We start from the raw sequence: 16,744 nt of genomic DNA, 5'->3' as shown, positions 1-16,744 counted from the left end.
CGGCTATACCTGCTTCTACACGCTAGAACATTCGACCGGCGGATGTACGGTTGTTTTGCCATTACTCGCGCAGGGATCGCGCGGGCCGCAGCACTCCAGGGAGGGAGATGACATGCATCAGCGAGGTTTCAGCCTGATCGAACTGCTCATGGGACTGACAATTGTCGGGATTGTTCTGCTGTTGGTCAGTCCGGCGTTTGCTGCACTGACTGAATCGAACCATCGCGAGCAAGTGGCCGAGTCGCTTATCAGCGGTATACGCAACGCCAGAACCGTTGCCATCACAGGCAACCAGAGCGTCGTGATTCACGCTATCAACGGCGACTGGAGCCAGGGCTGGCGGATTATTCTGGATATCAGTGGTAAAGGGGCGGAGGACGCCAGCAATCCGCTGTTGGTTGAACGCACGAGTGGCACTCAGGTGCCGATTGTCGGCAATTGGCCGGTCAGGCGATACATACGTTTCAACAGTATCGGCGAGCCACAGATGCCCGGACGGGCCTTTCAAGCGGGGACACTGCACATTTGCGCAGCCCGCGAACCGGTCACTCAGCTCCAAGTGGTGCTGGCCGCGACCGGCCGCGTCAGCCTGCGCAGCCATAAGGCTGAGCAGGCGCTGTGCCCAGGGGGCAAAAGCGTTAAAGCAGGGAGCGGACGCGCAACTCTTTAGGCATGGAGAAGGTGATGTTCTCCTCGCGACCGGCAAGTTCATCGGCACCGGTAGCGCCCCAAGCCTGCAACTGCTGGATCACGCCACGCACCAGGACTTCCGGGGCGGAGGCGCCAGCGGTGATGCCGATTCGCTCGACACCGTCGAACCAGCTCTTTTGCAGGTCTTCGGCACCGTCGATCAGGTAGGCCGGGGTAGCCATGCGCTCGGCCAGTTCACGCAGGCGATTGGAGTTGGAGCTATTCGGGCTACCGACAACCAGGACCACATCGCATTCGTCGGCGAGTTGCTTGACCGCATCCTGACGGTTTTGCGTGGCGTAGCAGATGTCGTCCTTGCGCGGGCCACCGATCGCCGGGAAGCGTGTACGCAGTGCGTCGATGACGCGGCTGGTATCGTCCATGGACAGGGTGGTCTGGGTCACGAACGCCAGTTTTTCAGGGTTGTTCACCTGCAAGGCGGCGACGTCTTTCTCGTCTTCGACCAGATAGATCGCGCCACCATTGCTGCCATCGTACTGCCCCATGGTGCCTTCGACTTCCGGATGACCGGCGTGGCCGATGAGAATGCATTCACGGCCGTCGCGGCTGTAGCGTGCCACTTCGATGTGTACCTTGGTCACCAGCGGACAGGTGGCATCGAACACCTTCAAGCCACGGCCGGCAGCTTCGGTGCGCACGGCCTGGGAAACACCGTGGGCACTGAAGATCACGATGACGTCGTCCGGCACCTGATCCAGCTCTTCGACGAAGATCGCCCCGCGAGCACGCAGGTCTTCGACGACAAATTTGTTGTGGACCACTTCGTGGCGCACGTAGATCGGCGGCCCGAAGACTTCCAGGGCGCGGTTGACGATTTCGATCGCCCGGTCCACACCGGCGCAGAAGCCACGGGGGTTGGCGAGTTTGATTTGCATGCTGTGCCTCGTGTCTTGCGCGCAAGAAATAGCGAATAACCACTGTGGGAGCGAGCCTGCTCGCGAAAGCGGTGTGTCAGACGACATCAATGTCGAATATCAGGCTGCCTTCGCGAGCAGGCTCGCTCCCACATTTCTAACCGAGTCCGGTCAGTTATAGCGATTTGACGTTGATGATCTCGACGTCAAAGGTCAATGTCTTGCCGGCCAACGGGTGGTTGAAGTCGATGGTCACTTGCTCGTCATCGAATACCTTCACCACGCCGGGCAACTCAGTATTGGCCGCATCGTTGAAGATCACCAGCAAGCCAGGCGACAGTTCCATGTCCTTGAACTGCGAGCGCGGGATGATCTGTACGTTCTGCGGGTTGGGTTGGCCAAAAGCGTTTTCCGGCTGAATCGTCAGCGTACGCTTGTCGCCAGCCTTGAAGCCGAACAGCGCTGCTTCGAACCCTGGCAACAGGTTGCCGTCACCGACCTTGAAGGTCGCCGGGGCTTTGTCGAAGGTGCTGTCGACGGTGTCGCCGTTCTCCAGGCGCAGTGCAAAGTGCAAGGTGACTTCCGTGTTCTGGCGGATGCGTTGCTCAGCCAATACCTGTTCAGTCATGAACGGCTTCTCCGGTTTTCTTACTTTTGAACATGTCCAGTGCAAGCATTACGGCACCGACAGTGATTGCACTGTCGGCAAAGTTGAACGCCGGGAAATACCAGCGGTTCTGCCAATGCACCAGAATGAAGTCGATCACATGGCCCAGGGCAATGCGGTCATACAGATTACCCAGCGCGCCACCCAGCACCAGCGCCAGAGCGACGGCCAGCCAGGTTTCGTTGCGCCCCAGACGTTTGAGCCACACGACCAGCACCGCACTGACCACGACCGCGATCAGGGCAAACAGCCAGCGCTGCCAGCCGGAGCTGTCGGCCAGGAAGCTGAACGCCGCGCCTGTGTTGTAGGCCAGGGTCCAGCTGAACAAATCGGGGATCACCACGATTTGCTGGTACATCTCGAGCTTGCCTTCGAAGTAGAACTTGCTGGCCTGGTCGATGACCAGGACCAGCAAACTCAACCAGAGCCAGCTCAGCCGTCCGAAACGGCCAGCCGCATTAGGCATAGTGACGAACCTCGCCAGCGCCGCTGATGTTGTCGACGCAACGACCGCAGATTTCCGGATGCTCCGGGTTCACGCCGACGTCTTCACGGCAGTGCCAGCAACGGGCGCACTTGGCGTGGCTCGACTTGACCACTTGCAGTTTCAGACCGGTGACTTCGGTGACCACGGCATCGGCCGGCGCCTGAACGAACGGTGCAACGGTGGCGGTCGAGGTGATCAATACGAAGCGCAGTTCGTTGCTCAGCTTGGCCAGGTCGGCGCTCAGCGCCTCTTCGGCGAACAGCGTCACTTCGGCTTGCAGGTTGCCACCGACGGCCTTGGCCGCGCGCTGGATTTCCATTTCCTTGTTGACCGCAACCTTCACCGCCATGATCCGCTCCCAGTAGGCGCGGTCCAGCTCGACGTTTTCCGGCAGCTCGGTCAGGCCTTCGTACCAGGTGTTGAGCATTACCGATTCGTTACGCTCGCCCGGCAGGTATTCCCACAGTTCGTCAGCGGTGAATGCCAGGATCGGCGCGATCCAGCGCACCAGCGCTTCGGAGATGTGGTACAGCGCGGTTTGCGCCGAACGGCGGGCCTTGCTGTTGGCGCCAGTGGTGTACTGACGGTCCTTGATGATGTCGAGATAGAAACCGCCCAGCTCCTGCACGCAGAAGTTGTGGATCTTGGAGTAGACGTTCCAGAAGCGGTATTCGCCGTAGTGTTCTTGCAGCTCGCGTTGCAGCAGCAAGGTGCGGTCCACGGCCCAACGGTCCAGCGCCAGCATTTCTTCGGCGGGCAGGATGTCGGTGGCCGGGTTGAAGCCGGTCAGGTTCGAGAGCAGGAAGCGCGCGGTGTTACGGATCCGCCGGTAGGCGTCCGCACTGCGCTGCAGGATCTGCTCGGAAACCGCCATTTCACCCGAGTAATCGGTGGAAGCCACCCACAGACGCATGATGTCGGCGCCCAAGGTGTCGTTGACCTTTTGCGGCGCGATCACGTTGCCCAGGGACTTGGACATCTTGCGACCAGACTCGTCGACGGTGAAGCCGTGAGTCAGCAGCTCGCGGTACGGCGCGTGGTTGTCGATGGCGCAACCGGTCAGCAACGACGAATGGAACCAGCCACGGTGTTGGTCCGAACCTTCCAGGTACAGGTCGGCACGTGGACCGGTCTCGTGGCCCATCGGGTGCGAACCGCGCAGAACATGCCAGTGCGTGGTGCCCGAATCGAACCAGACGTCCAGGGTGTCGCTGATCTTGTCGTACTGTGGCGCTTCGTCACCGAGCAGCTCGGCGGCGTCCATCTTGAACCAGGCTTCGATGCCTTCGACTTCGACGCGCTTGGCGACTTCTTCCATCAGCTCGGCGGTACGTGGGTGCAGCTCGCCGCTTTCCTTGTTCAGGAAGAACGGAATCGGCACGCCCCAGTTACGCTGACGGGAGATGCACCAGTCCGGACGGTTGGCGATCATCGAGTGCAGGCGCGCCTGGCCCCAGGCCGGGACGAACTTGGTCTCTTCGATGGCTTTGATCGCGCGCTTGCGCAGGGTGTCGCCGGTCACAGGTTCTTTGTCCATGCCGATGAACCACTGCGCGGTGGCGCGGTAGATCAGCGGGGTCTTGTGACGCCAGCAGTGCATGTAGCTGTGTTCGATGATGCTGGTGTGCAGCAGCGCACCCACTTCGGTCAACTTGTCGACGATGGCCGGGTTGGCCTTCCAGATGAACTGGCCGCCAAAGAACTCCAGCGACGGTACGTAAACGCCGTTGCTTTGTACCGGATTGATGATGTCATCGTTGACCATGCCGTACTTCTTGCAGGTCACGAAGTCGTCCACGCCGTAGGCTGGCGAGGAGTGAACCACGCCCGTGCCGGCGCCCAGCTCAACGTAGTCGGCCAGGTAAACCGGCGACAGACGATCGTAGAACGGGTGACGGAAGTTAATCAGTTCCAGCTCTTTACCGGTGGTGGTCGCAACGACCGAGCCTTCCAGGCTGTAACGGGCCAGGCACGACTCGACCAGCTCTTCAGCCAGCACCAGCAGTTTGTCGCCAACGTCGACCAGGGCGTAGTTGAATTCCGGGTGAACGTTCAACGCCTGGTTGGCCGGGATGGTCCACGGGGTAGTGGTCCAGATCACGATCGAAGCAGGCTTGGCCAGCGACGCCAGACCGAAAGCGGCAGCCAGCTTGGCTTCGTCGGCAATCGGGAACGCCACGTCGATGGTCGAGGACTTTTTGTTTTCGTACTCGACTTCCGCTTCAGCCAGGGCCGAACCGCAGTCAAAGCACCAGTTCACAGGCTTCAGGCCCTTGAACACGAAACCGCCCTTGACGATTTCAGCCAGGGCACGGATTTCGCCGGCCTCGTTTTTGAAGTCCATGGTCTTGTACGGGTTGGCAAAGTCGCCTAACACGCCCAGACGGATGAATTCGGACTTCTGGCCTTCGATCTGCTCGGTGGCGTAGGCACGGCACAGTTCGCGGGTTTTGTCCGCGCCCAGGTTTTTACCGTGGGTCACTTCGACTTTGTGCTCGATCGGCAGACCGTGGCAGTCCCAGCCCGGAACATAAGGCGCATCGAAACCCGACAGGGTTTTCGAGCGGATGATCATGTCCTTGAGAATCTTGTTCAGCGCATGACCGATGTGAATCGTGCCGTTGGCGTACGGAGGACCGTCGTGAAGTACGAACTTCGGACGATCCTTGCCAATCTCGCGCAACTTACCGTACAGGCCAATGCTGTCCCAGCGCTGCAGAATCTGCGGTTCGCGCTGAGGCAGGCCGGCCTTCATTGGGAAGGCGGTGTCCGGAAGGTTTAGCGTGGCTTTATAGTCGGTCATTTAAGGCTCTTCATTAGCGATTGGCGCTAGGTGCGACAGGGCACGGGCGGCGGCAACATCCGCATTGATCGCCGTCTTAAGCGCCTCCAGAGAGGCGAAACGCTGCTCTTCACGCAGCTTGTGGTGGAAAACCACCGTCAAACGCCGGTCATACAGATCGCCGGCAAAATCTAAAAGATGCACTTCGAGGTGGGCTTTGCCATCCCCTTGGACCGTTGGCCGCACGCCGATATTGGCGACGCCTGGCCAGGTCTTGCCGTCGATATCGACGTTGACCAGGTAAACCCCGGTCAGCGGCACGCGACGACGCTTGAGTTGTATGTTGGCCGTGGGCGTACCCAATTGGCGCGCCAGCTTCTGACCATGCAGGACCCGCCCGGCAATCCGGAACGGACGACCGAGCAGTCGTTCGGCCAAGGCAAAATCGGCAGCGGCCAATGCATTGCGGACCTGGGTGCTGCTGACGCGAATACCGTCCAGCTCCACGGTTTGCGCCGCTTCGACGGTAAAGCCTTGCAGAACGCCGGCCTGTTGCAGGAAATCGAAATCCCCTACCCGGTCGCAACCAAAACGGAAATCGTCGCCGACCTCAAGATGTTGCACACCGAGGCCGTCCACCAGAATGGTATCGACGAATTCGCTGGCGCTGAGCTTGCTCAAGCGCTGGTTGAAGGCCAGGCACAGGACCCGGTCGACACCTTCCTCGGCCAGCAGCTGCAGTTTGTCCCGCAGCCGGGCCAGACGGGCCGGCGCCGTGTCCGGCGCGAAGAACTCTCGCGGCTGCGGCTCAAAAATCACCACGCAGCTGGGCACGCCCAACTCAAGCGCACGCTCACGGAGCCTCGCCAGGATAGCCTGGTGGCCACGGTGAACACCGTCAAAGTTGCCAATAGTGGCGACACAGCCCCGATGCTGGGGGCGCAGGTTGTGGAGGCCTCGAACCAGCTGCATAACGCGCTTCTTGCTCATAAAGTGGTCGATTATAACCACACCCGGCGGCCGACGACAGGCAACACCGTAACCCAAAGTGATCGAGCCGACAAAACCGTCGATTCGCCCGTGTTTATCAAGGTCGTGACCTCAGCTCAGCGTTTTGCGATTGAAGTCGCGCAAACGGAAGCCCATCAACAGCAACATGCCGAAATAAGCCACCACACCGGCAACGACCAATGCGCCCAGACGCAGGAACCTCTCCAGCATATGCCCCTGATCCCAGGCTGGCATGAAATGCATCCCGCCCAGTAACACAGCAGACATCACCAACACTGCAATCACTAGCTTGAAGCCGAACTTCGCCCAACCCGGTTGCGGCTCATACATCTGCTGCTTGCGCAGTTGATAGAACAGCAGGCCGGCGTTAATGCACGCACCGATGCTGATGGCCAGTGCTAGGCCGGCGTGAGCCAGCGGGCCGATCAACGCCAAGTTGAACAATTGGGTAACGATCAGCGTGAAAATCGCGATTTTTACCGGCGTGCGGATGTTTTGTTGCGCATAAAAGCCCGGCGCCAGCACTTTGATCACGATTATCCCGAGCAAACCGACAGAATAAGCGATCAGCGCCCGCTGGGTCATGGAGGCGTCAAACGCGCTGAACTGGCCGTACTGGAATAAAGAAACCGTCAGCGGCTCGGCGAGAATCCCCAGCGCCAGGGAGCACGGTAACACCAGCATGAAGCACAGGCGCAGCCCCCAATCGAGGATTCGCGAGTATTCCTGGCGATCCTTGCTGGCGTAGGTCTTGGCCAGGGTCGGCAGAAGTATCGTACCCAGCGCCACACCCAGAACACCGGACGGCAACTCCATCAAACGGTCGGCGTAGTACATCCAGGACACGGAACCGGCGACCAGATAAGAGGCGAAAATGGTATTGATGATCAGAGAAATCTGGCTCACGGACACGCCGAGAATCGCCGGCAGCATTTGTTTCATGACCCGCCAGACGCCGCTGTCACGCAGGTTCAGGCGCGGCAGCACCAACATGCCGATCTTTTTCAGGTGCGGCAGCTGATAGAGCAATTGCGCCAGACCGCCCGCCAGAACCGCCCAACCCAGCGCCATGACCGGCGGATCGAAGTACGGCGTCAGGAACACCGAAAAGATGATCATGCTGACGTTGAGCAGGGTCGGCACGAAGGCCGGCACCGAGAAGCGGTTATACGTGTTGAGGATCGCCCCGGCCAATGAAGACAGGGAGATCAGCAATATATAAGGAAAGGTCACGCGCAACAGGCTGGCCGTCAGCTCGAATTTTTCCGGCGTATCGGTGAAGCCCGGCGCGGTCGCCCAAATGACCCACGGCGCAGCGATCATGCCCAAAGCGGTGACCAACGCCAGAACCAGCGTCAGCAGGCCCGAGACATAGGCAACGAAGGTTCGCGTCGCCTCCTCGCCCTTCTGGCTTTTGTATTCAGCAAGAATCGGCACGAATGCCTGGGAAAAAGCCCCCTCGGCGAAGATCCGTCGCAGCAGATTGGGCAATTTGAAGGCGATAAAGAAGGCGTCGGTCGCCATCCCCGCACCAAATGTACGTGCAATAAGGGTGTCACGAACGAACCCCAGAATCCGGGAAAGCATCGTGATAGAGCTGACGGCGGCCAACGATTTGAGCAGATTCATTGAAAGAGTTTGTGCCTGTCGATAAACAGCAGGCGAACAAAGCGCCTACTTATGCGATACTCCGCGCCGCAGCAGCACAGAGCCAAAGCTCGCGAGTTTACAGGTCAAGCGCCGGAAATAAATATCCCGCCTCTTTATACCTACCACTTAGCGGAACGTCTCAACCGCCCTTGACAAGACATCAACTCATCGGCATGATTCGCGGCCTATTTTGTTTGCTATTTCCTAAAAAGTCTTTCGAGGAGCTCGACGGTGGCCAACACACCTTCCGCCAAAAAACGTGCAAAACAGGCTGAGAAGCGTCGCAGCCACAACGCCAGCCTGCGTTCCATGGTTCGTACCTACATCAAGAATGTAGTTAAAGCCATCGACGCAAAAGACGCTGAAAAAGCTCAAGCTGCTTACGTTCTGGCCGTGCCAGTTATCGACCGTATGGCCGATAAAGGCATCATCCACAAGAACAAGGCTGCTCGTCATAAGAGCCGCCTGAACGGTCACGTCAAGGCTCTGAACCTTGCTGTTGCCGCATAAGCGATAAGCTTGTTAAAAAACCGACCTCAGGGTCGGTTTTTTATTGCCTGCGATTTGGCAAAAGCACCGCAAAAAAAATGTGGGAGCGAGCCTGCTCGCGAAAGCGGCGTGTCAGACGACATTAATGCCGACTGACACTCCCTCTTCGCGAGCAGGCTCGATCCCACAATTTGGATCTTCGCTAGCTTATTGAGCGTTCGCCCACGGCAGGATAGGGATGGCGGTGACCGCATTCTGCGGACTACCCTCGATCACACGATCGCTATAGACCAGGTACACCAGCGTATTGCGCTTCTTGTCGAGGAATCGCACTACCTGCATGGTCTTGAACACCAGCGACGTGCGCTCCTTGAACACCTCGTCACCATCCTTCAACTCGCCTTTGAAGCTGATCGGCCCGACCTGACGACAAGCGATAGACGCTTCCGCGCGATCCTCAGCCAATCCCAAACCACCCTTCACGCCACCCGTCTTGGCTCGCGACAGGTAGCAAGTCACACCCTCAACCTTTGGATCATCAAACGCTTCGACGACGATGCGGTCGTTCGGACCGACAAACTTGAACACCGTCGACACCTGACCAATCTCCTCGGCCGAGGCCAGCAGCGGCATCGCCAACAGCAGACCCAACAATCCTTTTGCCACGCGCATTCAGGTATTCCCTCAGACCAGGATCAGGTTATCGCGGTGAACCAGTTCCGGCTCCGCCATGTAACCCAACAGACCGACAATCGCCTCAGACGACTGACCGATGATTTTTTGTGCCTCCAGCGCGCTGTAATTGGCCAGGCCTCGGGCGATTTCACGACCATCCGGCGCCACGCAAACCACCATCTCGCCACGACGGAAGCTGCCCTGGACCAGCTTGACACCCACGGGCAGCAAACTTTTGTTGCCTTGGGACAGCGCCGTCACCGCACCGGCATCCAGCACGAGCGTGCCGCGGGTTTGCAGGTGCCCGGCCAGCCATTGCTTGCGCGCTGCCAACATGCCGCGCTCAGGCGACAGCAAGGTGCCGATGCGCTCGCCCGCCTTGAGACGATCCAGCACACGGTCAATACGCCCGCCAACGATGATGGTATGCGCACCGGAGCGAGCCGCCAGTCGCGCAGCACGCAATTTGGTCTGCATACCGCCACGACCCAGCGCACCACCCGTACCGCCCGCCACCGCATCCAGCGCCGGATCATCGGCGCGCGCTTCGTAAATCAGATTGGCGTTGGGGTTGTTGCGCGGATCGGCGTCAAACATGCCATCGCGATCGGTAAGGATCACCAGCAAGTCAGCTTCGACCAGGTTGGCCACCAGCGCCGCCAGGGTGTCGTTGTCGCCGAAACGTATTTCATCAGTGACCACGGTGTCGTTCTCGTTGATCACCGGAATAACTTTCAGCTCGACCAGCGCGCGCAAGGTGCTGCGGGCGTTCAGGTAGCGCTTGCGGTCGGACAAGTCGTCGTGGGTCAGGAGAATCTGCGCGGTATGCCGGCCATGCTCGGCAAAGCTCGACTCCCAAGCCTGCACCAACCCCATCTGACCGATGGCGGCAGCGGCCTGCAACTCGTGCATCGCACTGGGTCGTACGGTCCAGCCCAAGCGGCTCATGCCGGCCGCCACCGCCCCGGAGGACACCAGCACCAGCTCGACGCCAGCCTCATGCAAAGCCACCATCTGCTCGACCCAAACACTCATTGCCGCGCGATCCAGGCCCTTGCCGTCCGCCGTCAGCAAAGCGCTGCCGATCTTCACGACCCAACGCTGCGCACCTGTCACCTTGCTCCGCATCATCTTCAACCTTAGCTTGAGGACAGCGCGACCTGGCACTGCCCGTGACGTTAATCGTGGTTATTGCTGACCAACGATCGATTTCCAGATACTAAAACGCCGCTCGATTGAGCGGCGCTTAAGTTTACTGCAACGAATCAGTCACGCACGTAAATGATTTCCGGACCGTCTTCGTCATCCACATCTTCTTCGTCCCAATCATCGTCGCCGATGTCGTGGACCGACTTCACGCCGCTACGGCGCAGGGCACGCTGGTCATCCAGGGCCTGCAGCTGAGCACGGGCTTCGTCTTCGATGCGCTGATCGAGTTCGGCCAACTCTTCTTTGTAAACCGGGTCGTTAGCCAGGCGATCAGCACGATCTTCCATGTAACGCATGATGTCGTGGCAAAGACGCTCGGTGCCCAGCTTGGAGATGGCCGAGATCACGTAGACCGGACCAGTCCACTCCAGGCGATCAACGATCTCCTTGACGCGCTCATCGTGCTCTTCTTCAAGGATCTGGTCGCACTTGTTCAGCACCAACCAACGATCACGCTCAGCCAGGGACGGGCTGAACTTGGTCAGCTCGCTGACGATCACTTCCGCAGCATCCGGGGCGCTGGCATCATCGAGCGGCGCCATGTCCACGAGGTGCAGCAGCAGACGCGTACGCGACAAGTGCTTGAGGAAGCGAATCCCCAGGCCTGCGCCATCGGAAGCACCTTCGATCAGACCCGGAATGTCCGCAACCACGAAGCTTTTCCAGCGATCGACACTGACCACACCCAGGTTCGGCACCAGCGTGGTGAACGGGTAGTCGGCGACTTTCGGCTTGGCGGCCGACACCGAACGAATGAAGGTACTTTTGCCAGCGTTCGGCAAGCCCAGCAGGCCGACGTCAGCCAACACCTTCATTTCCAGCTTCAGATCACGCGCCTCACCCGGCTTACCCGGAGTGGTCTGACGCGGAGCACGGTTGGTACTGGATTTGAAACGGGTGTTACCCAGACCGTGCCAGCCGCCGTGAGCCACCAGCAGTTTCTGGCCAGCCTTGGTCAGGTCGCCGATCACTTCCTGAGTGGCGGAGTCGATGACGGTAGTACCGACCGGAACACGCAGGACCAGCTCTTCACCTTTCTTGCCGGTGCAGTCAGTGCTGCCGCCGTTGGAACCACGCTCGGCATCAAAGTGCCGGGTGTAACGGTAGTCCACCAGGGTGTTGAGGTTTTCGTCGGCGATCATGTAGACCGAGCCGCCATCACCACCATCACCGCCGTTCGGGCCGCCGTTTTCAATGAATTTCTCGCGACGGAAGCTCATGCAACCGTTGCCGCCGTCACCGGCCTTTACTCGAATCGATACTTCATCAACAAACTTCATAACAAAACGCCTCTCGTCATACGGACGAGCCGAAAAAACTAAGACATAAGACTCTTGCAAAAATGAGCGCAGCGACCTCAATCAACGACCGCAAATCCAGCGCTGGAGCCCATCACAAACAGCTTTGCAAGAGACTCACCCCACAAACGAAAAAGCCCCGTCGCGAGACAGGGCTTTTCCAGCAACTACGTAATTATGCCGCGACGACTTCAGTCTTCGGGACAATGCTCACGTAACGGCGGTTGAAAGCGCCTTTTACTTCAAACTTGATCACGCCGTCGATTTTAGCGAACAGAGTGTGATCTTTACCCATGCCGACACCGTAACCGGCGTGGAATTGGGTGCCGCGCTGACGCACGATGATGTTGCCCGGAATGATAACCTGGCCGCCATACATCTTCACGCCAAGGCGTTTGGCTTCTGAGTCGCGACCGTTACGGGTACTACCACCAGCTTTTTTGTGTGCCATGAGTCAATTCTCCTAGTGAGGAATTAGGCTGAAATTAAGCCTGAATACCGGTGATTTTGATCTCGGTGTACCACTGGCGGTGGCCCATACGCTTCATGTGGTGCTTACGACGACGGAACTTGATGATGCGGACTTTATCGTGACGACCTTGGGAGATCACTTCAGCCACAACGGTAGCGCCTGCAACAACTGGAGCGCCGATGTTCACGTCATCGCCATTGGCGACCAACAGAACGCGATCAAAAGTAACGGATTCGCCGGTAGCGATTTCCAGTTTTTCGATCTTCAGGTATTCACCTGGGGCGACCTTGTATTGCTTGCCACCAGTAACAATTACTGCGTACGACATGGTATTTCTCCGATAATCCTGCTCACCCAGCTCTTTATAAGAAGAGGTATTGGCTGGCATGGCTGCATAAGGCTGGAAGGCCTGTTTGCAATTGCGTAAGGCAGGTGCTGCCCAGGAAGTTCAGGGTGCGCGATTGTACGCAAGCTACCGAGGCTATGCAAGAGGCCGTCCATCGTACCTTGACACCCGTCGACGCGGGTCCTAGCATGCCGCGCAACCCTTCTGGAGCAACTGTCGCTGATGCAACCCCAAGCTTTCTACCGCGCGGTGGCGGACGATTTTAGCGCCGTCGACGGCATCATCAAGAAGCAGCTGACTTCCCGAGTGCCGCTGGTATCGAAAATCGGCGATTACATTACCTCGGCTGGCGGTAAACGCCTGCGCCCTCTATTAGTTTTGCTGTGTGGCAAGGCACTGGGTCGCGAAGGCGATGACCTGCGCCTGCTGGCCGCGACCATCGAGTTCCTGCACACCGCGACCCTGCTGCATGACGACGTGGTCGACATGTCCGGCATGCGCCGTGGCCGCTCGACCGCCAACGCCATGTGGGGCAACGCCCCTAGCGTGCTGGTGGGTGACTTCCTGTATTCGCGGTCCTTCGAAATGATGGTCGAACTGGGCTCCATGCCGGTGATGAAAATCCTTTCGCAAGCCACGCGCATCATCGCCGAAGGCGAAGTGTTGCAGCTGTCCAAGGTTCGTGACGCCAGCACCACCGAAGAAACCTACATGGAAGTCATCCGCGGCAAGACCGCGATGCTCTTCGAAGCGTCGACCCACAGTGCTGCAGCGCTCTGCGAAGCTACATCGGAACAGGCAGAAGCTCTGCGTACGTTTGGTGATCACCTGGGTGTGGCTTTCCAACTGGTCGACGACTTGCTGGACTACAAAGGCGACGCCGAAACCCTGGGCAAGAACGTCGGCGACGATCTGGCCGAAGGCAAACCGACCCTGCCGCTGATCTACACCATGCGCGAAGGCACGCCGGAGCAGGCTGCACTGGTGCGCAAGGCGATCCAGAAAGGCGGCATCGAAGACCTGGAAAGCATCCGCGAAGCCGTGGAAGCGTCTGGTTCGCTGGATTACACCGCCCAGCTGGCCCGTGACTACGTGGCCCGCGCGATCAAATGCCTCGACGCGCTGCCTGCCAGCGAATACCGCGATGCACTGGTCGAGTTGAGCGAGTTTGCGGTCGCACGCACGCACTAACTGCACCGCAATACCCTGTGGGAGCGAGCCTGCTCGCGAATGCAATCTGCCAGTCAGCATCGATGTTGACTGACGTATCGCTTTCGCGAGCAGGCTCGCTCCCACAGGTTTATCAGCGTCCGGCCCTCTCCGGCCTAAAACCCTATACAATGTGCGCTTTTTAGCGATCCTGAATCCAAGGAGCTTTAGTGAGCACGTTGCCACCCTGCCCAAAATGTAATTCCGAATACACCTATGAAGACGGCGCTCAGCTGATCTGCCCGGAGTGCGCCCACGAGTGGTCCGCCGGCGGCGAAGCCGAAGCGGTGTCCGATGACACCGTGAAAAAGGATTCGGTCGGCAACGTCCTGCAGGACGGCGACACCATCACCGTGATCAAGGACCTCAAGGTCAAAGGCACGTCGCTGGTGGTCAAGGTCGGGACCAAGGTCAAGAACATCCGCCTGTGCGATGGTGATCACGACATCGACTGCAAGATTGACGGCATCGGCCCGATGAAGCTCAAATCCGAGTTCGTCAGAAAAGTCTGAGCCTGCTGTCTTCCATCCCGCGCCCGGCGTGGGATGGTGCTTCACCCTCCCCCGCTTCGCCCAACAATCCCTCGCAATAGCCAAACGCCAGCCGTTTTGACCTTACGCAACCTTCGCCCTTAAAAAAACACAAACCGCCAATAGGTCCTTGCTATTTGATGAATAAGAATTATTCTCATTGAAACCAATCAATGGAGATGAGACCCATGACTTATTTGATCGATGCCTGGCTGGACCGCCCACACCCTTACCTCAGGATCCTGCATCGGGAAACCGGGGAAGTCTGTGCGGTGCTTGAAGAAGAAGCCTTGAGCGAGCTGCAGGATCAGGGTGATCTGGACGTCAACGGCTTGAGTTCCAGCGAGCCGGTGGTGCTCAAGGAACTGGTGCGCAATCTGTTTCTGTTCTGCTATGCCCGGGCATTGCGCCCGACAAGCGAACTGCACCACAAGATCGAAATATGAAAATCAGCGCAAAAAAATTGTGGGAGCGAGCCTGCTCGCGAAGGCGGTGTGTCAGACAACATCAGTGTTGAATGTCAGACCGAATTCGCGAGCAGGCTCGCCCCCACATTAGCCCGATGTGATATCGAGCCGGGTCTTACAGAACGTCGAGCAGTTCGACGTCGAATACCAGTACGCTGTGCGGCGGAATGCTGCCAACGCCTTGAGCGCCGTAAGCCAGTTCGCTCGGCACGTACAGACGCCACTTGCTGCCGGCGTTCATCAGTTGCAGGGCTTCGGTCCAGCCAGCGATCACGCCGCCAACCGGGAATTCTGCAGGCTGACCACGATCGTAGGAGCTGTCGAACACAGTGCCGTCGATCAGGGTGCCGTGGTAGTGAGTGCGCACTTGATCTTCACGGGTTGGCTTGGCGCCTTCACCCTGAGTCAGCACTTCGAATTGCAGGCCGGAAGCCAGGGTGGTGATGCCATCACGCTTGGCGTTTTCAGCCAGGAATGCCAGGCCTTCGCCAGCAGCGGCTTCAGCTTTGGCAGCGGCTTCAGCTTGCATGATTTCGCGAATAACCTTGAAGCTCGCGGACATTTCTTCCTGACCCACACGGCTTTCCTTGCCGGCGAAAGCGTCGGTCAGACCCGCCAGGATCGCGTCCAGGCTAACACCTGGTGGCGGGTTGTCGCGCAGTTGATCGCCCAGCTGACGGCCAATACCGTAGCTGACGCGGGTTTCGTCGGTGGACAGATTTACTTCGGACATGACACTGCTCCGCTGTGCGGACGGCCCTGGAACTTGCCGTGCGTACACAGCGCGTCCCGGAGCGCCCGGAACCAAAAGGGCCAGCAGACTAGCACAGATGTCATTGGGTTGATGAGAGCCGTCAGTGCTGCCACGCGATTGGTACCTTCAGGCTTCCCTCGGAGCTAACACCGAGTCCACACATCTCGTCATGCACCGAAACGTGTACAAGGTTGAACGGCAAGCTGGGAAAGGCATGAAGCACTTCACGTGCATGCTCGACCGACCGCAAATGAAACATCTGGCCGCGGGCATCACTCAATGGGTACGCCGCGCCATGCATCCGCGCTTCCAACAGGTAGATCCCACCTTCCATTGAAATCAGATTGAGCTCATCGACCTTCCCGGCGATGGCATAAGCATTCAACTCTTGCAGGTTCATGAACACACCTCACACAGTGGCGAGCCAAGATCCTTACAGGCATAGGCCTCGGCGCATCAAAGTACAAGCCACAAACAACACCGCCCGTCTGTTTCGCAACAGGCGGGCGGTTGGGTAGAGCGATAAAAAGCGATCAGTGCTTGGTCAGCTTATCCAGATAACCCATGGCAAACGCCGAAATCACGAAGGTCATGTGGATGATCACGTACCACTTCAAATGCTCGGGATCGACGTTCTTGGCGTCCATGAAAATCCGCAGCAGGTGGATGGACGAAATGGCCACGATGGAAGCGGCCACCTTCATCTTCAATGAAGAGGAATCCATGGTGCCTAGCCAGTTGAGCTTTTCCTTGTCGTCGTCGATGTCCAGTTGGGAAACGAAGTTCTCGTAACCGGAAATCATCACCATCACCAGCAAACCGCCTACCAGCGCCATGTCGATCAGCGAGAGCAGCACCAGAATCAGATCCGACTCGGCCATCGAGAACACGTTAGGGATGACGTGGAAGACTTCCTGGAAGAATTTCAGCGCCAGGGCCAGTAGCCCAAGGGACAGACCGAAGTAGATCGGCGCCAGCAGCCAGCGGCTGGCGTACATTGCATTTTCGATAAAGCGTTCCATTAAATCTCACACAAGGCCTGGAAATGGCCGCGAGTATATCAGCCACCTGTTACACCCAGAAACCGTTGGGAAATCCGCAACCTGCGCGTGTGTGACAAGGTTTTTCTGCTA

General features: G+C 58.5%; 19 protein-coding genes. 5 read left to right on the top strand and 14 right to left on the bottom strand.

Annotated features, from left to right (window positions below):
- Positions 1-112 precede the first annotated feature (112 nt).
- The gene (locus JFU47_RS21585) at positions 113-670 is read left to right on the top strand and encodes a GspH/FimT family pseudopilin (RefSeq protein ID WP_140893766.1); all 558 of its coding nucleotides are present in this window, start codon (positions 113-115) and stop codon (positions 668-670) included.
- Here the strand turns inward: JFU47_RS21585 and ispH are convergent.
- The 6 genes from ispH to murJ all read right to left on the bottom strand — a co-directional run bounded on the left by ispH (position 639) and on the right by murJ (position 8,141).
- Positions 639-1,586, bottom strand: coding sequence for a 4-hydroxy-3-methylbut-2-enyl diphosphate reductase (gene ispH, locus JFU47_RS21580; protein WP_033054296.1), 948 nt, complete (start codon positions 1,584-1,586; stop codon positions 639-641). The two genes, JFU47_RS21585 and ispH, sit on opposite strands and share 32 nt — an antisense overlap.
- A gap of 154 nt (positions 1,587-1,740) precedes the next feature.
- On the bottom strand, positions 1,741-2,178 hold the full coding sequence (gene fkpB / locus JFU47_RS21575) for an FKBP-type peptidyl-prolyl cis-trans isomerase (RefSeq protein WP_176471593.1): 438 nt from the start codon (positions 2,176-2,178) through the stop codon (positions 1,741-1,743).
- A 7-nt stretch (positions 2,179-2,185) separates the two neighbouring features.
- Positions 2,186-2,698 (bottom strand): signal peptidase II, encoded by a 513-nt coding sequence (gene lspA, locus JFU47_RS21570; protein ID WP_033054294.1) that lies wholly within the window; start codon positions 2,696-2,698, stop codon positions 2,186-2,188.
- Positions 2,691-5,522, bottom strand: a complete 2,832-nt coding sequence (ileS, locus tag JFU47_RS21565; RefSeq protein ID WP_140681029.1) for an isoleucine--tRNA ligase — start codon at positions 5,520-5,522, stop codon at positions 2,691-2,693. The genes lspA and ileS overlap by 8 nt, the downstream gene beginning before the upstream one ends.
- On the bottom strand, positions 5,523-6,473 hold the full coding sequence (gene ribF / locus JFU47_RS21560) for a bifunctional riboflavin kinase/FAD synthetase (RefSeq protein WP_056742826.1): 951 nt from the start codon (positions 6,471-6,473) through the stop codon (positions 5,523-5,525).
- 129 nt (positions 6,474-6,602) lie between these two features.
- The gene (gene murJ, locus JFU47_RS21555) at positions 6,603-8,141 is read right to left on the bottom strand and encodes a murein biosynthesis integral membrane protein MurJ (RefSeq protein WP_140681027.1); all 1,539 of its coding nucleotides are present in this window, start codon (positions 8,139-8,141) and stop codon (positions 6,603-6,605) included.
- Positions 8,142-8,393: 252 nt separating this feature from the next.
- Between murJ and rpsT the strand changes: the two genes are divergently transcribed.
- Positions 8,394-8,672: a 30S ribosomal protein S20 gene (rpsT, locus tag JFU47_RS21550; protein ID WP_008154937.1), complete on the top strand. Its 279-nt coding sequence runs from the start codon at positions 8,394-8,396 to the stop codon at positions 8,670-8,672.
- A gap of 186 nt (positions 8,673-8,858) precedes the next feature.
- Here the strand turns inward: rpsT and JFU47_RS21545 are convergent, their stop codons facing one another.
- The 5 genes from JFU47_RS21545 to rplU form a co-directional block, all read right to left on the bottom strand.
- The gene (locus JFU47_RS21545) at positions 8,859-9,323 is read right to left on the bottom strand and encodes a CreA family protein (protein ID WP_046052761.1); all 465 of its coding nucleotides are present in this window, start codon (positions 9,321-9,323) and stop codon (positions 8,859-8,861) included.
- A 12-nt stretch (positions 9,324-9,335) separates the two neighbouring features.
- A complete protein-coding gene (gene proB / locus JFU47_RS21540; protein WP_123367775.1) occupies positions 9,336-10,454 on the bottom strand; it encodes a glutamate 5-kinase in 1,119 nt (372 codons plus the stop codon).
- 137 nt (positions 10,455-10,591) lie between these two features.
- Complete coding sequence (gene cgtA, locus JFU47_RS21535; RefSeq protein ID WP_123367774.1) at positions 10,592-11,815, bottom strand: Obg family GTPase CgtA; 1,224 nt, start codon at positions 11,813-11,815, stop codon at positions 10,592-10,594.
- Between the two features lie 193 nt (positions 11,816-12,008).
- Positions 12,009-12,284, bottom strand: coding sequence for a 50S ribosomal protein L27 (rpmA, locus tag JFU47_RS21530; RefSeq protein WP_003215862.1), 276 nt, complete (start codon positions 12,282-12,284; stop codon positions 12,009-12,011).
- Between the two features lie 34 nt (positions 12,285-12,318).
- Positions 12,319-12,633, bottom strand: a complete 315-nt coding sequence (gene rplU / locus JFU47_RS21525) for a 50S ribosomal protein L21 (RefSeq protein WP_003176051.1) — start codon at positions 12,631-12,633, stop codon at positions 12,319-12,321.
- 240 nt (positions 12,634-12,873) lie between these two features.
- On the opposite strand from rplU, the gene JFU47_RS21520 reads away from it, so the two are divergent.
- The 3 genes from JFU47_RS21520 to JFU47_RS21510 all read left to right on the top strand — a co-directional run bounded on the left by JFU47_RS21520 (position 12,874) and on the right by JFU47_RS21510 (position 14,836).
- Positions 12,874-13,842, top strand: coding sequence for a polyprenyl synthetase family protein (locus JFU47_RS21520; RefSeq protein WP_123367773.1), 969 nt, complete (start codon positions 12,874-12,876; stop codon positions 13,840-13,842).
- A 188-nt stretch (positions 13,843-14,030) separates the two neighbouring features.
- Positions 14,031-14,372, top strand: coding sequence for a zinc ribbon domain-containing protein YjdM (locus JFU47_RS21515; protein WP_123367772.1), 342 nt, complete (start codon positions 14,031-14,033; stop codon positions 14,370-14,372).
- Between the two features lie 206 nt (positions 14,373-14,578).
- Positions 14,579-14,836 carry a PA4570 family protein gene (locus JFU47_RS21510; protein WP_140681021.1) on the top strand — a complete coding sequence of 86 codons (258 nt, stop codon included), beginning with the start codon at positions 14,579-14,581 and terminating at the stop codon, positions 14,834-14,836.
- A gap of 136 nt (positions 14,837-14,972) precedes the next feature.
- On the opposite strand, the gene JFU47_RS21505 is transcribed toward JFU47_RS21510, so the two are convergent.
- The 3 genes from JFU47_RS21505 to JFU47_RS21495 all read right to left on the bottom strand — a co-directional run bounded on the left by JFU47_RS21505 (position 14,973) and on the right by JFU47_RS21495 (position 16,633).
- Positions 14,973-15,590, bottom strand: coding sequence for an FKBP-type peptidyl-prolyl cis-trans isomerase (locus JFU47_RS21505; RefSeq protein WP_046048787.1), 618 nt, complete (start codon positions 15,588-15,590; stop codon positions 14,973-14,975).
- Between the two features lie 121 nt (positions 15,591-15,711).
- Entirely contained in the window at positions 15,712-16,011 is a 300-nt protein-coding gene (locus JFU47_RS21500; protein WP_201185520.1) for a DUF6482 family protein, read from the bottom strand.
- 133 nt (positions 16,012-16,144) lie between these two features.
- Positions 16,145-16,633, bottom strand: a complete 489-nt coding sequence (locus tag JFU47_RS21495; protein ID WP_033054284.1) for a TIGR00645 family protein — start codon at positions 16,631-16,633, stop codon at positions 16,145-16,147.
- Between the last annotated feature and the right edge of the window lie 111 nt (positions 16,634-16,744).

The sequence above is a fragment of the Pseudomonas sp. TH39(2020) genome, assembly GCF_016650715.1.
GTDB classification, from domain to species: Bacteria; Pseudomonadota; Gammaproteobacteria; order Pseudomonadales; family Pseudomonadaceae; genus Aquipseudomonas; species Aquipseudomonas mandelii_C.
Note: the sequence above shows the minus strand (reverse complement) of the source record. Positions and strands in the feature narration are given on the sequence as shown.